General features: G+C 75.5%; 13 protein-coding genes. 7 read left to right on the forward strand and 6 right to left on the reverse strand.

The features are described 5' to 3' along the window. The first annotated feature begins 67 nt into the window (after positions 1 to 67). Positions 68 to 1,060, forward strand: coding sequence for an NAD(P)H-quinone oxidoreductase (locus ACWIX6_RS22705; RefSeq protein ID WP_448614707.1), 993 nt, complete (start codon positions 68 to 70; stop codon positions 1,058 to 1,060). On the opposite strand, the gene ACWIX6_RS22710 is transcribed toward ACWIX6_RS22705, so the two are convergent. Beyond that, the gene (locus ACWIX6_RS22710; protein WP_448614708.1) at positions 1,057 to 2,274 is read right to left on the reverse strand and encodes a cysteine desulfurase-like protein; all 1,218 of its coding nucleotides are present in this window, start codon (positions 2,272 to 2,274) and stop codon (positions 1,057 to 1,059) included. The two genes, ACWIX6_RS22705 and ACWIX6_RS22710, sit on opposite strands and share 4 nt — an antisense overlap. A gap of 94 nt (positions 2,275 to 2,368) precedes the next feature. On the opposite strand from ACWIX6_RS22710, the gene ACWIX6_RS22715 reads away from it, so the two are divergent. Next, on the forward strand, positions 2,369 to 2,911 hold the full coding sequence (locus ACWIX6_RS22715) for a bacterial proteasome activator family protein (RefSeq protein WP_448614709.1): 543 nt from the start codon (positions 2,369 to 2,371) through the stop codon (positions 2,909 to 2,911). Positions 2,912 to 2,985: 74 nt separating this feature from the next. On the opposite strand, the gene ACWIX6_RS22720 is transcribed toward ACWIX6_RS22715, so the two are convergent. The 4 genes from ACWIX6_RS22720 to ACWIX6_RS22735 are packed head-to-tail and all read right to left on the reverse strand — an operon-like array spanning position 2,986 to position 8,953. Beyond that, positions 2,986 to 3,822 carry an HAD family hydrolase gene (locus ACWIX6_RS22720; RefSeq protein WP_448614710.1) on the reverse strand — a complete coding sequence of 279 codons (837 nt, stop codon included), beginning with the start codon at positions 3,820 to 3,822 and terminating at the stop codon, positions 2,986 to 2,988. Further along, on the reverse strand, positions 3,815 to 4,804 hold the full coding sequence (locus ACWIX6_RS22725) for an HAD family hydrolase (protein WP_448614711.1): 990 nt from the start codon (positions 4,802 to 4,804) through the stop codon (positions 3,815 to 3,817). Before ACWIX6_RS22725 ends, ACWIX6_RS22720 begins: the two co-directional genes overlap by 8 nt. Beyond that, on the reverse strand, positions 4,801 to 6,105 hold the full coding sequence (serS, locus tag ACWIX6_RS22730) for a serine--tRNA ligase (RefSeq protein ID WP_448614712.1): 1,305 nt from the start codon (positions 6,103 to 6,105) through the stop codon (positions 4,801 to 4,803). Before serS ends, ACWIX6_RS22725 begins: the two co-directional genes overlap by 4 nt. A 49-nt stretch (positions 6,106 to 6,154) precedes the next feature. Beyond that, positions 6,155 to 8,953 (reverse strand): response regulator, encoded by a 2,799-nt coding sequence (locus tag ACWIX6_RS22735; protein ID WP_448614713.1) that lies wholly within the window; start codon positions 8,951 to 8,953, stop codon positions 6,155 to 6,157. A 134-nt stretch (positions 8,954 to 9,087) separates the two neighbouring features. Here ACWIX6_RS22735 and ACWIX6_RS22740 point away from each other — a divergent pair, with 134 nt between their 5' ends. Genes ACWIX6_RS22740 through ACWIX6_RS22760 form a run of 5 tightly spaced genes read left to right on the forward strand, consistent with a single transcriptional unit; the run spans position 9,088 to position 13,810 of the window. Then, complete coding sequence (locus ACWIX6_RS22740; RefSeq protein WP_448614714.1) at positions 9,088 to 9,474, forward strand: response regulator transcription factor; 387 nt, start codon at positions 9,088 to 9,090, stop codon at positions 9,472 to 9,474. A gap of 5 nt (positions 9,475 to 9,479) precedes the next feature. Further along, positions 9,480 to 10,550 (forward strand): HEAT repeat domain-containing protein, encoded by a 1,071-nt coding sequence (locus ACWIX6_RS22745; RefSeq protein ID WP_448617022.1) that lies wholly within the window; start codon positions 9,480 to 9,482, stop codon positions 10,548 to 10,550. Next, on the forward strand, positions 10,547 to 12,004 hold the full coding sequence (locus ACWIX6_RS22750; protein WP_448614715.1) for a glycosyltransferase family 2 protein: 1,458 nt from the start codon (positions 10,547 to 10,549) through the stop codon (positions 12,002 to 12,004). The genes ACWIX6_RS22745 and ACWIX6_RS22750 overlap by 4 nt, the downstream gene beginning before the upstream one ends. A 31-nt stretch (positions 12,005 to 12,035) precedes the next feature. Next, entirely contained in the window at positions 12,036 to 13,466 is a 1,431-nt protein-coding gene (locus ACWIX6_RS22755; protein WP_448614716.1) for a GuaB1 family IMP dehydrogenase-related protein, read from the forward strand. Further along, positions 13,463 to 13,810 carry a metallopeptidase family protein gene (locus ACWIX6_RS22760; protein ID WP_448614717.1) on the forward strand — a complete coding sequence of 116 codons (348 nt, stop codon included), beginning with the start codon at positions 13,463 to 13,465 and terminating at the stop codon, positions 13,808 to 13,810. Before ACWIX6_RS22755 ends, ACWIX6_RS22760 begins: the two co-directional genes overlap by 4 nt. A gap of 72 nt (positions 13,811 to 13,882) precedes the next feature. On the opposite strand, the gene ACWIX6_RS22765 is transcribed toward ACWIX6_RS22760, so the two are convergent. Continuing rightward, positions 13,883 to 14,338 (reverse strand): MarR family winged helix-turn-helix transcriptional regulator, encoded by a 456-nt coding sequence (locus ACWIX6_RS22765; protein ID WP_448614718.1) that lies wholly within the window; start codon positions 14,336 to 14,338, stop codon positions 13,883 to 13,885. Between the last annotated feature and the right edge of the window lie 52 nt (positions 14,339 to 14,390).

Genomic DNA, 14,390 nt, shown 5'->3' on the forward strand with positions numbered 1-14,390 from the left:
ACCCCTCTGCCCCCCACGCCTCGCGAGCTCGGCGCGGGCCCCTGCGGAGGGGCCTTAGGGTCGGGCCATGCGTGCGGTGACGATCGGCGGACCCGGCGGTCCCGAGGTGCTCGGATGGGGCGAGGTGGCCGACCCGGTGTGCGGGCCCGGCGAGGTGCTGGTCGACGTGGTCGCGACCGCGGTCAACCGCGCCGACCTGCTCCAGCGGCAGGGCAACTACCCCCCGCCGCAGGGTGCCAGCCAGGTCCTCGGCCTGGAGTGCAGCGGGATCATCAGCGAGGTCGGCGCTGGGGTGACCGGCTGGTCGGTGGGCGACGAGGTCTGCGCGCTGCTGGCCGGCGGCGGCTACGCCGAGCGGGTCGCCGTCCCGGCCGCCCAGCTGCTCCCCCGGCCGGCCGGGGTGGAGCTGGCCACCGCCGCCGCGTTGCCGGAGGTGACCTGCACCGTCTGGTCCAACGTGTTCATGCTGGCCGGGCTGCGGGCCGGGGAGGTCTTCCTGGTGCACGGGGGGTCCAGCGGCATCGGCACGATGGCGGTGCAGCTCGCCGTGCGGGCCGGCGCCCGGGTCGCCACCACCGCCGGCAGCGCCGAGAAGCTCGCCTTCTGCCGGGAGCTGGGCGCCGAGGTGCTCGTCGACTACCACGACGAGGACTTCGTCGAGACGGTGCGGACGGCGACCGGCGGGCACGGCGCCGACGTCGTCCTGGACATCATGGGCGCCGCCTACCTGGCCCGGAACGTCGACGTGCTGGCCACCGGCGGGCGGCTGGTCGTCATCGGCATGCAGGGCGGGACGAAGGCCGAGCTGGACCTGGGGAAGCTGCTGCGCAAGCGGGCCAGCGTCGCGGCCACGGCGCTGCGCTCCCGGCCGGTCCAGGGCCCCGGCGGCAAGGCGGAGATCGTGGCCGCGGTGCGGCGGGAGGTGTGGCCGGACGTGGAGCGCGGCGTCGTCCGGCCGGTCGTGGACCGGCGGCTGCCCATGTCCCGGGCCGCCGAGGCGCACGCCCTGATCGAGGCCAGCGACCACATCGGCAAGGTGCTGCTGCTCCCGGACGCCTAGCGCAGGGCGGCGACGCTCTCGATCAGGTGCTCGACGTCGCCGGCGGTGTTGTAGTGCAGCAGCCCGAGCCGCACGGCTCCCCCCGTCTCGTTGACCCCGATCGCGTCGAAGAGCTCCCGGGCGTAGTAGTCGCCGTCCCAGGCGCAGACGTTGCGCCGGGCCAGCTCGCGGGCGACCTGCCGCGGCCGCAGCCGTTCGACGGTGAACGACAGCGTCGGCGTCGGCCGCAGCGGCGCCCCGAGCACGTGCACGTGCGGCATCGACCGCAGGGCCCGGTCCAGCCGGCCGAACAGCTCGCCCTCGTAGCGCTCCACCGCGCCCATCGAGGTGGCCAGTCGCTGCCGGCGGGTGCCGGTGCCGTCCGAGCACAGGTCGGCGAGGTGGTCGACCGCGGCGGCCAGGCCGGCGTACAGCTCGAACGGCGGCGTCCCGGTCTCGTACCGGTCGGGCACCCGGTCCGGCTGGGGCACCAGCTTGTCCGGCCAGAACTCGCCGAGCAGGCCCGGGTCGGCGACGACCGCGCCGACGTGCGGACCGCACCACTTGTAGGCCGAGACGGCGAGGAAGTCCGCCCCCATCGCGCGCACGTCCAGCAGCCCGTGCGGTGCGGCGTGCACGGCGTCGACGTAGAGCAGCGCGCCGACCCGGTGCGCCCGGTCGGCGATGGCCGCGATGTCGGGCCGGGTGCCGATCGCGTTGCTGGCGGCGGTCACCGCCACCAGCCGGGTGCGCGGGGTGAGCAGCTCGTCGTACTGCCAGACCGGCAGCTCGCCGGTCTCGATGTCCACCTCGGCCCAGCGGACCCCGACGCCGGTCCGCTCCGCCACCTGCAGCCAGGGCCGGACGTTCGCGTCGTGGTCCAGCCGGCTCACCACCACCTCGTCGCCGGGCCGCCAGCGCTTGGCCAGCGCCCGGGCGACGGCGTAGGTGAGGGTGGTCATGTTGGCCCCGAGGACCACGCCCGCCGCCGTGCCGCCGACCAGGTCGGCCACCGCGGAGCGGGCCGCGGAGACCAGCTGCTCGCCCCGGGCGGACGCCGGGAACACCCCGCCGCGGTTGGCGATCGGCACCCGCATCGCCTGGGAGACCGCCCGCACGACGCTCTCGGGCACCAGCGACCCGGCCGGCGCGTCGGCGTGCACGAACCCGTCGGACAGGCCGGGGAACAGGCCGCGGACGCGGGCGACGTCCAGCCGACCGCCCCCCGTTGCCATGCCCGCGAGCCTAGTCAGCGGACCTGTGCCGCCCGTGGGTCCAGCGCCCGACCCACCCCCGGCCCGGTCGGCCAGGGGAGGGCAGACTGGGGGCATGACGGCTCCAGGTACGGGCGGGCAGCGCCCGCAGCAGGTCCTCGTGGTCGGCCCGGACGGCCAGCCGGTCGGTTCGATGCAGATGCCCCCCGACGGGGACGGCGCGGACGGCGGACCCGCCGGCATCGGTGACCTCGTCGAGCAGCCGGCCAAGGTCATGCGGATCGGCACGATGATCAAGCAGCTGCTGGAGGAGGTCCGCGCCGCCCCGCTCGACGACGCCAGCCGGAACCGGCTGCGGGAGATCCACGCCTCCTCCATCCGGGAGCTGGAGCAGGGCCTGGCCCCGGAGCTGCGCGAGGAGCTGGAGCGGATCACCCTCCCGTTCGCCGAGGACGAGACGCCGTCGGACGCCGAGCTGCGCATCGCCCAGGCCCAGCTCGTCGGCTGGCTGGAGGGCGTGTTCCACGGCATCCAGACGGCCCTGTTCGCCCAGCAGATGGCCGCGCGCGCCCAGCTGGAGGAGATGCGCCGCAAGGCGCTGCCCGCCGGCCACCAGGCCGGCCCGGACCCCCGTCCCGGCGGCGGCCAGTACCTCTGACCCGCTCCCGGGTCACCCGTCGCCCGGTCGGGTGAACCCGGGGCCCGGACGTTGTGGGCGCGCTCGCCTGCTGATCACTCTGTGTCACCCGGCTTCTGTGACGCCGGCCACCACACGGAGGACCCAGTGAGCACCGAACAGCACTTCGCGACCACCCCGGCCGGCGCCCGGACGGGCGCCAACGGCATCGGCATCGCCGGATTCGTCACCGCGCGGCCGCCGCCCTCCCGCACCCAGTCGAAGGCGGCCACGTCGTTGGGCATGTCCCCGAAGTAGACGACGTCGCCCGGACCCACGCCGAGGTCCGCGGCGACCCGGGCCAGCCCGGTGGCCTTGGTGACCCCGCGGGCGGAGATCTCGGCCAGCGCGTTGTGCGAGGAGTGGGTGACCGTCGCCCGGTCCGCCACGACCTCCTCGACGAGCGCGACGAAGTCGTCCCGCGGCATGGACTCGTGCCGGGCCAGCAGCTTGGCGACCGGCCGCGCCACCATGTCCTCCAGCGTCGCCACCTCCACGCCCGGACCGGCCAGGTCCCAGCGGGGGTGGTAGACCGGCTCGTGCCGGAACTGGTCGCCGTACTCGACGGCGAAGCCCGTCTCCGGTTCCCGGCGCCGGAGCTCGGCGGTGACGTCCTGCAGCACGTCGGGGGTCACCGGCAGCTCGTCCAGCACCTCGAGGCTGCCGAGGTCCAGCAGCACCGCCCCGTTGCAGCAGACCGCCGTCCCGGAGCCCAGCACCTCCCGGATGCCGACCATCCACCGCGGCGGCCGGCCGGTGGCCAGCACGACCGGCACGCCGTCGTCCCGCCAGCGGTCCAGCTCCGCCCGGGTCTGCGCGCTGACCGTCTCGTCGCTGCGCAGCAGGGTGCCGTCCATGTCGCTGGCGATGAGCCGCGGCCGCCAGTCAGACACCGGTCACCTCCCGGCCGGTGGCCGGCGCGGCCAGCACGGCCTCGAGGTAGCGGGCGACGCCGTCCGCGTCGTGCCCGCTGGTGCGCCCGCCGGCCGCGGCGAGGACCGCGGGGTGCGCGTTGGCCACGGCGACCGCCCGGCCACCCGCCTCGCGCACCGCGGTGATCATCGGCAGGTCGTTGGGCATGTCCCCGAACACCAGCACGTCGCCCAGGTCCAGGCCGTACGTGCCCAGCGCGACCGCCAGCCCGGTGGCCTTGGTGACGCCGGGCGGCAGCACCTCGATGAAGCCGAGCCCGGCGTGGGTCAGCTCGGCCACCGCCGGGTCGACCACCTGCTGGGCGCGGGCCAGCAGCTCGTCCTCGCCCAGCACCGAGGACCGCAGGAAGACCTTGAGCACCGCTCCGACGGGCAGCACCTGGTGGCGGGGCAGCAGGTGCGCGGGCTCGGGATAGGGCCAGTCGAAGCCGTGCTGCACCCGCAGCGGGGCCAGCGCGCCGTCCTGCAGCGCCTCGGCCTGCTCGGCGGCGTCCTCGACGGCCACCACCAGCTCCCCGGCGACCTGCTCGATCTCGGCGATGACCGCGGTCGCGTCCTCCCGGGTCATGCCGACGGTGCGCAGCACCTCGTCGCGGCCGCCCTCACCGCCGAATCTGACGACGTACCCGCCCTGGGCGAGGACGGCGACGCCGCGGCCGCCCACCGCGGCCCGCACGCTGTCCAGCAGCCGCGGCCCGCGGCCGGTGACGCCGACCACCGGGATGCCGGCCTCCCAGCAGGCGGCCAGGGCCGCCCGGGTGCGCGGGCTGACCTCGCCGGCCGAGCTGAGCAGCGTGCCGTCCAGGTCGGTGGCCACCAGCCGGGGGCGCCAGCCGTCCAGCTCCGTGGCCAGGTCGCCGAGGTCGACGACCTCGGCGGACGCGGCCGCGACGTGCGGGGCGGTGAGGGCGTTGGCGGCCCGGGCGGGGAGCTGGGTGCTCATCCGGAGAACCCCGGTGCCGCCACCGCGGCCAGCGGCATGCCGGGGGTGAGCAGCTCGTGCCCGCCCAGCCACGGCCGCAGCGCGGCAGGCACGTGCACCGAGCCGTCGGCGCGCTGGTGCACCTCGAGCAGGCAGGCGATGGTCCGGGCGATCGCGCAGAGCGTGCCGTTGAGGGTGGCGGCCGGCTGCGGCCTGCCGTCGGCGTCGCGGGTGCGGATGGCCAGCCGCCGGGCCTGGAAGGTGGTGCAGTCCGAGGTGCTGGTCAGCTCGCGGTAGGTGCCCTGGCTGGGGAACCACGCCTCGATGTCGAACTTGCGGGCGGCGCTGGTGCCCAGGTCCCCGGCGGCGATGTCGACCACCCGGTAGGGCAGCTCGAGGGCGGAGAGGAACTCCTCCTCCCACTGCAGCAGCCGGCGGTGCTCGGCGGCGGCCTCCTCGGGCGCGCAGAAGCTGAACATCTCGACCTTGTCGAACCAGTGCACCCGGATGATGCCGCGGGTGTCCTTGCCGTAGGAGCCGGCCTCGCGGCGGAAGCAGGACGACCAGCCGGCGTAGCGACGCGGCCCGGCCGAGAGGTCGAGCACCTCGTTGCCGTGCATCCCGGCGATCGCCACCTCCGAGGTCCCGACGAGGTAGAGGTCGTCGCGCTCGATCCGGTACACCTCCTCGTCGTGCTCGCCGAGGAAGCCGGTGCCCTCCATCGCCTCGGGTTTGACCAGCGCCGGGGCGATGACGGGCGTGAAGCCGGCGGCGACCGCGCGGGTGATGGCCAGCTGGGCGAGGGCGAACTCCAGCAGCGCCCCGGGGCCGGTGAGGAAGTAGAACCGGGCGCCGGAGACTTTCGCGCCGCGCTCCATGTCGATGGCGCCGAGTGCCTCGCCGATCTGCAGGTGGTCGCGCACCTCGAAGTCGTAGGTCGGCACCTCGCCGACCGTGCGGAGGGTGACCGCGTCGTCCTCGCCGCCGGGCGGGACCTCGGGGTGGACGACGTTGGGGATGCGCAGGTGCGCCGCCCGCAGCGCCGCGTCCGCGGCCCGCTCGGCCTCCTCGGCCTCCTTGACCTGGGCGGCCAGCGCCTTCGCCCGCTCCAGGACGGCGGGACGCTCCTCCTTCGAGGCGCCGCGCACCGCCTGGGAGGCGGCCTTCTGCTCGGCGCGCAGGTCGTCGGCGGCCTTGACCGCGGCGCGCCGCTCGGCGTCGGCGGCCAGCAGCGCGTCGACCAGGGACTCGTCGGCACCCCGGGCCCGCTGGCTGGCTCGGACGAGGTCGGGGTGCTCGCGCACGAGTCGCAGGTCGATCACGCCGATGATGGTAGGTGGCGGCGGACGCCGGTCCGCCCGGGCGCCCCGGTCAGCGGACGGCCCCGAGCAGCACGTGCACGGCCGCCCGGACCCGCGCGCTCTCCTGCTCGACGGCGGCCAGGGCGTCCTCCAGCGACGGCGAGGCGCCGGCGCCGTGCTCCTCCACCTGCCGGCAGAGCTCGGCCAGGTGCAGCGCGCCGAGGGCGGCGCTGCTGCCCTTGAGCCGGTGGGCCAGCCGGTCGACCGAGCTGTCGGGGTCGGCCGCCCCGCCGTCCTGGGCGGCGAGCAGGGCGGTCACGGTGGTGGTCAGGCTGTCCAGGTACTGGCCGTAGAGGTGGGCGAAGCCGTCGTCCCCGAGGTCCCGCAGCTCCTCGACCGTCTCGGCGTCCAGCGGTGCCGGGACGTCGTCGTCCGGGCCGGTGGGCGCCTCCGCGTCCGCGGGCGCGACCACCGGCGGGCTCGTGGCGGCGAAGGTGGTCAGGGCCTCGCCGAGGGTGGCCAGCCGGACGGGCTTGGTCAGGAACGCGTCCGCGCCGGCCTCCAGGAAGGCGGCCCGGTCGCTGGCCAGCACGCTCGCCGTGACGGCGATGACGGTGGGCCGGGGACCGTGTGCGGCCCGGATGGCCGCGGTCGCCTCCACGCCGCCCATGACCGGCATCTGGGCGTCCATCAGGACGACGTCGTAGGCACCGTCGCGGACGGCGTGGACGGCCTCCCGGCCGTTGACCACGTGGTGGCTCTCGTGCCCGAGCTGGCGCAGGTACAGGGCCATCAGCTTCGCGTTCACCGCGTGGTCCTCCGCCACCAGCACCCGCAGCGCCCGGCGGGCAGGACCACCGTCCGGGCCCGTGCCGTCCGGCCCCGCGGCCGACGGCGGGGCCTCGACGGCCTCCGGGTGCAGGACCGACCGCACGGTGCGCAGCAGCCGGTCCGGGCGCACCGGCTTGTGCAGCCGGGCGGCGAAGTCGGTCAGCTCGTCGGCGCGGACGCTCGCCGAGCTGCTCAGCAGCACCAGCGGGAGACCGGCACGCACCGGCAGCTCGCGGATCCGGCCGGCGAGCTCGACGCCGTCCATGCCGGGCATGTGCAGGTCCAGGACGGCGACGTCGACGGGCTCACCGGCGGCCAGCACGGTGAGCGCCTCGGCGCCGCTGCCGACCGACACGCAGGTGGCGCCGAAGCGCGCCAGCTGGTGGTCCAGGATCCGCAGGTTGGTCGGGTTGTCGTCGACGAGCAGCACCCGGGTCCCGGCCAGCCGCCCGGTCTCCGGCAGCTGCTGGGCCTCGGCGGCGACGTCCAGCTGGACGGTGACCGTGAAGGTCGATCCGGCGCCCAGCTCGCTGTCCACGCTGATGTCGCCGCCCATCGCCTGGGCGATCCGCTGACTGATCGCCAGGCCCAGCCCGGTGCCGCCGTAGGAGCGGGTGGTGGAGGTGTCGACCTGGCTGAACGAGCGGAACAGACGGTGCCGCTGGTCGGCCGGGATGCCGATCCCCGTGTCCGACACGGCGATCCGGCAGGACAGCCGGCCACCGTCCGCGGTCGCCGAGACCCCCACGACGACCTGGCCGGAGGTGGTGAACTTGAGGGCGTTGCCCACCAGGTTGATGACCACCTGCCGCAGCCGGGGGCCGTCCCCGACGACCTGCCAGCAGCAGTCCCCGGCGATGTCGACGAGCAGATCCAGGCCCTTGCCCGACGCCTGCCCGGCGAGGAGCTGGGCGACGTCGTAGACCAGGTCGTCGAGGTCGAAGGGCGCGTGGTCCAGGTCGAGCTCACCGGCCTCGATCTTGGAGAAGTCGAGGATGTCGTTGATCAGGGTGAGCAGGCTGTCGCCGCTGCTGGCGATGGTGTCCAGGTGCCCGCGCTGCTCCTCGGACAGATCGGTGGTCAGCAGCAGGTCGGTCAGCCCCAGCACGGCGTTCAGCGGTGTGCGGATCTCGTGGCTCATCGTCGCCAGGAACGCCGTCTTGGCCTGGCCCGCCTGCTCGGCCTGGTCCCGGGCGGCCACGAGGTCCCGCTCCCGTGCGGCGACCATCGCGCTGCGGTCCTGCAGCGCCTCGCCCAGGGCGTTGACGTCCCCGGCGATGTCCCGCAGCTCCGCCGGTCCGGTCTCGCTGGCCCGGGTGCCGACGTCACCGGCTGCGAGGGCCGCGAGCGTCTCCCGCACCTGCTGCGTGGGGGGCAGCAGCTCCTCGGCCAGCCGGCGGTTGGCCCGGCGGACGGCGACGGCCACGGCGCCGGCCACCAGCAGGCCCAGGGCGGCCCCGCCCAGCAGCACGCCCCGCTGCTGGTCGATGGCCCGGCCGCGCTGGTCCTCGACCGCGGTGCGGACGCCGGCCTGGACCTCGCGGTAGGCGTCGAAGAGCGCCTTGTCCCGGCTCAGCAGCGCGCTCAGCCCGGCGACGTCGCCGATGGCGGGCTGGCTGAGCAGCAGAGGCGTGACCCAGCCGTCGGCCCACCGGTCCTCGGCGTCCTGCAGCGCGGCCAGCTCCTCGACCAGGGCGCTGTCGGCGGCGGCGAGCCGGCGCAGTTCCTCGTCGAGCAGCGCCAGGTCGGTGACGCCCTTGCGGTAGGGCTGCAGGAAGCGGTCCTCCCGGGTGACCAGGTAGCCCCGCAGGCCGGTCTCCTGGTTGATCATCGCGGTGTGGCTGTCCTGCAGGGCGCTGAGCATGTCGTTGGCCCGGTCGACCCGCCCGCCGAGCACCGTCACCACCAGCACGGCCAGGCCGGTGGTGGTGAGCGCCACCGTGGTCAGCGCGGCCAGCCCCACGAGGAGGGGGCGGCGCAGGACGACCCGGAGGGGGCGAGCGTCGGCTGACGCCGGGGGTCGTTCGTCGGTGGTCACCCCTCAGGGATCGACCGGGAGGGCGCCGTCCTTGAGTTGTGCACCGCCCGGAGGACCCGCGTGCACCGGGCGCTTCAGCCCGCCGGGCGACGTGCCGATGCAGCAGCAGCACCCACCCCGCTGATCGGAGCCCCATGCCGCACGTCCTGGTCGTCGACGACGACCCCGTGATCGCCGACCTCGTCGCCTTCCGGCTCGGCCGGCTGGGCCTGCAGATCTCCGTGGAGACCGACGGCGAGGCCGGCCTCGCCGCGACCCGCGAGCTGCGGCCCGACCTCGTCGTCCTGGACTGGATGATGCCGCGGATGAACGGCCTGGAGGTGTGCCGGGCGCTGCGCGCGGACACCGACCCGGCCCTGGCCCGCACCCCCGTCGTGCTGCTGACCGCCAAGGCGCAGGAGCCCGACCTGGAGCGGGGCTTCGCCGCCGGGGCCACCGACTTCGTCACCAAGCCGTTCAGCACCCGTGAGCTGGTCAGCCGGGTGACCGCGGCCCTGCCGCCGGGCAGCGTGCCGGCGTGACCTCGATGGCCGGCCTCGCCCTGGCCGCGGGCTCCTTCGTGGCCGGGCTGGTGCTGCTCCTGGCGCTGGCGGTCGCGGCCGGCCATGTGCACCGCATCCGCGCGCAGGCCCGGGACGCGCGGCGCCGCACGGCGCTCACCCCCGTCCTGCACGCCCTGCTCGACGAGGACGAGGACGACGGCACCGCGCCGGACCTCGCCGCCGCCCCCGCGCTGCTCGACGCCCTCGTGCTGGACCTGCTCCCCTCCCTGCGCGGCAGCGACCGGCAGGCCCTGCAGCGGGTGCTGGTCACCCGCGGCCTGGTCGACCGTGCCGCCGCCGACGTGCACGCCCGCGCCGCCTGGCGGCGCGGCCGGGCGGCCGCGCTACTCGGCTCGGCCGCCGTCAGCGACCACACCGCCACGCTGGCCGGGCTGCTCGGGGACCGCTCGGCCGAGGTGCGCTGCGCCGCCGCGCGGGCCCTGGGGAAGACCGGCGACGCCGCCGCCGTCGGCCCGCTGCTGGCCTCCCTCTCGGCCGAACCGGCACTGCCCTCGGGCGTCGTCGGGATGGCCGTGCTCGACCTCGGGACCGCGGTCCTGGCGCCGCTGCGGGAGGCCCTGGTCGACGGCGCCCCCGCCGCGCGGTTGCTGTCGGCCGAGGTCCTCGGCCTGCACGGCGACCCGAACGCCACCGCCGCCCTGCTTGCCACCCTCGCCGACCGGGGCGATCCGGCCGACGTCCGCCGGGCCGCGGCCTCGGCCCTGGGCCGGATCGGGTCCCCGGAGGCCACCGGGACCCTGGCCAGGGTCCTCGCCTCCGCGCCGCTGCCGCTGCTGCAGCACGCCGCCGCGGAGGCGCTGGGCCGGATCGGCGACCCGGCCGGCATCCAGGCCCTCACCGCCGGCCTCGGCTCCCCCGACGCCGGGGTCCGCGCCGCGTGCGCCGACGCCCTCGCCGCCGTCGGCGGCGACGGTCGCGGCCGGCTCGGCGTGCTGGCCATCGCGGCCACCCCGGCCGGGCGGGCGGCCCGCGCCGCGCTCGACGCGGTCGCGGTCGCGGCCGGCCGGCGCCGTCCCGGGCTGGCGTCGTCGTGAGGGACCTCGCCACCCAGGTCGTGCTGGTCATGAACTGGACCGTGCTGGGTTACGTGCTGGCCCTGGACCTCACCATGCTGGTGCTCGTGGTCGCCGGTGGCCGCAAGGTCGCGGCCAGCCGCCGGTGGAGCGGCGCCGAGGGACACGACGAGATCTTCGCCAGCCCGCTCACCCCGGCGGTGTCGATCCTGGTCCCGGCGCACGACGAGGAGGCCGGGGTGCTGGACACCCTGTCCGCCGCGCTCGGCCAGCGCTACCCCGCCCTGGAGGTGGTGCTCGTCGACGACGGCTCCACCGACCGCACCTTCGAGCTGGTCGCCGCCCGGTACGCCCTCCGCGAGGTCACCGCGCACCCGACGGCCGACCTGCCGGTGGACGGTGAGGTCCTGTCGGTGCACCGCGCCACCACCGGCGATCCGCTCACGGTGATCCGCAAGGTCAGCGTCGGCCGCCGGTCCGACGCGATCAACGCCGCCCTCAACCTCGCCCGGCACCCGCTGGTCTGCATGGTCGACGGCGACTCGCTGCTGGAGTCCGACGCGCTGCTGCGGGTGGCCCGCCCCTTCGTGGAGGACCCCGTCCAGGTGGTCGCGGCCGGCGGCGTCATCCGCACGGCCAACGGCGCGCTCACCGACCGCGGCACCGTGGTCGAGCCCCGGCTCTCCCGCAACTGGCTGGTGCGGATCCAGGCCGTGGAGTACCTGCGGTCCTTCCTGCTGGGCCGCACCGGCTGGGCCGACGCCAACGCGCTGCTGATCATCTCCGGGGCGTTCGGGCTGTTCCGCCGGGACCTGCTGCTGGAGATCGGCGGCATGGACCCGCTGTCGCTGGCCGAGGACGCCGAGCTGGTGGTGACCCTGCAGGAGCACCTGCGCCGCGAGCGCCGCCCGCACCGGGTGGTGTTCGTGCCGGAGCCGGTGTGCTGGACCGAGGTGCCCGAGACCTGGCGGGTGCTCGGCCGGCAGCGCAAGCGCTGGTCCCACGGCCTGGGCCAGCTGCTCTGGAAGCACCGGCACATGATCGGCAACCCCCGCTACGGCGCCGTCGGCATGCTCGCGCTGCCGTTCTTCCTGCTGTTCGAGCTCCTCGGCCCGGTCGTGGAGGTGGTCGGCCTCGCGTCGGTGGTCCTCGCCGCCGTCCTCGGCATGCTCGACGTCGGGACCGCGCTGCTGATGATCGGGCTGGCCCTGGCGGTCGGGACGCTGCTGTCCACGACGACGATCGCCGTGGAGGAGTTCACCTACCACCGCTACCGCCGCGGCCGCGACCTGCTCTCGCTGCTGGCCGCCGGGGTGCTGGAGAACGTCGGCTTCCGGCAGGCGCACGCGTGGTTCCGGCTGCGCGGCCTGGTCGCCGCGCTGACCCGGCGCAAGGCGGTCTGGACGGCGATGCCCCGGACCGGCTTCGCCGGCGTCACCTCCCTGGAGGCGGCCGCCACGTCGGCGTCCGCCTGACCGCGCCCCGCCGGTGCGGGACACTGGGCACATGCGCTTCCTCGGTGACCGCCCCGCCAGCGACCTGACCTACGCCGACGTCTTCATGGTGCCGGCGCACTCCACGGTCGGTTCCCGGCTCGAGGTCGACCTGACCACCCCGGACCGGGTGGGCACCACCATCCCCGTGGTGGTCGCCAACATGACCGCGATCTCCGGACGGCGGATGGCCGAGACCGTCGCCCGCCGGGGCGGGCTCGCCGTGCTGCCGCAGGACATCCCGATCGACGTCGTGGGCGAGGTGGTGTCCTGGCTCAAGGCCCGCCACCCGGTCCACGACACCGCGATCACCCTGGGGCGGACCTCCACCGTCGGCGAGGCGCTGTCGCTGATGGGCAAGCGGGCACACGGCATCGTCGTGGTCGTCGAGGAGGGCCGGCCGGTGGGCCTGGTCACCGACGGCTCCTGCCGGGACGTCGACCGCTTCACCCAGCTGTCCGAGGTGATGACCCCGGCCCCGCTGACCATCCCGGCCGGCACCGACCTGCCGAAGGTCTTCGACGTGCTCACCGACGAGCGGGTGCAGGCCGCGCCGGTCGTCGAGGGCGACCGGCTGGTCGGCGTCATCACCCGCAAGGGCGCGCTGCGCTCGGCGCTGTACACCCCGGCGGTCGACGACCGCGGCCAGCTGCTCACCGCCGCCGCGGTCGGGATCAACGGCGACGTCGCCGGGAAGGCCGCCGCGCTGCTCGGGCACGGCGTCGACGTGCTCGTGGTGGACACCGCGCACGGGCACCAGGAGAAGGCGATCGAGGCGGTGCGCGCCGTCCGGTCGGTGGCCGGCGCGGTCCCGGTGGTGGCCGGCAACGTGGTCACCGCCGAGGGCACCCGGGACCTGGTCGAGGCCGGCGCCGACGTCGTCAAGGTCGGCGTCGGGCCGGGCGCCATGTGCACCACCCGGATGATGACCGGCGTCGGCCGGCCGCAGTTCTCCGCCGTCGAGGAGTGCGCCGCCGCGGCCCGCGAGCTGGGCCGGCACGTGTGGGCCGACGGCGGGGTCCGCCACCCGCGGGACGTGGCGCTGGCACTGGCCGCGGGCGCGGCGAACGTGATGGTCGGCTCCTGGTTCGCCGGCACCTACGAGAGCGCCGGCGACCTCAACGAGGACGGGAACGGCCGCCAGTACAAGGAGAGCTTCGGGATGGCCTCGGCCCGGGCGGTGCGGGCCCGGACGTCGTCGCAGAGCAACTTCGACCGGGCCCGGGCCGGGCTCTTCGAGGAGGGCATCAGCTCCTCGCGGATGTACCTGGACCCGGCGCGCCCGGGCGTCGAGGACCTGATCGACCAGATCGTCGCCGGCGTCCGGTCGGCGTGCACCTACGCCGGCGCCCGCACGATCGACGAGCTGCACGAGCGCGCGGTGCTGGGGGTGCAGAGCGCCGCCGGCTACGAGGAGGGCAGGCCGCTGCCGACCAGCTGGTGAGGCCGATCCCGCAGGAGCGGTTCGAGGAGCTGGTCGCCGAGGCCCTCGACGAGGTCCCGGCGGAGCTGATGGCGCTGCTGGACAACGTCGTCGTCCTGGTCGAGGACCGCAACGACGAGGAGCCGGACCTGCTCGGTCTCTACGAGGGGTACGCGCTGACCGAGCGGGGCTGGGACCACTCCGGGGCGCTGCCGGACCGGATCATGGTCTACCGCGAGGCGATCTGCGACATCTGCGACGACGAGGACCAGGTGGCCGAGGAGGTCACGATCACCGTCGTCCACGAGATCGCGCACCACTTCGGCATCGACGACGACCGCCTGCACGCCCTCGGCTGGGGATAGCAAAAGGACCCTCGTGCCCCCCACCCCTCGCAGGCTCGGGGAGGGGCCCTGCACGAGGGCCGCTCCAGCACGTCACGGGTGCTGGTGGTGCTCGATGACGGCGGTCATCTCGGTGAGGAACCGGCGGACGACGTCGAGCTCCTCGTCGGTGTAGCCGGCCATCGCCCCGACCAGCTCGCGCTGCAGCCCGCCGAAGAACTCTCCCCCGGCGGCCAGGGCGGTGTCCGACAGCTCCAGGCCCACGCGCCGCCGGTCGGCGGGGTCCCGCACCCGGCGCACGTGGCCGACCCGCTCCAGCCGGTCGAGCAGGGCGGTCACCGAGGCCGAGCTGAGCTCGACCGCGGCGCCCAGTCCGCCCGCGGTGAGCGCCCGGCCCTGCCGCGCCGCGTCCATGATCGCCACCAGCGCCCGGACGTCGGTGCGGCCCAGCCCGTGCAGGTCGGCGAAGCGCTGGCCCATGGCGTCCAGCGCGATGCTCAGCCGGCGGAGCAGGAGCGCGAGCTCCTGGCGGTCGACGTCCCCGCCCACTGGTCACCCTCCACGGCCGTCCGGTAATCTCTCGATCTTCGAGACAATCGAC

The sequence above is a fragment of the Modestobacter sp. URMC 112 genome (assembly GCF_053502575.1).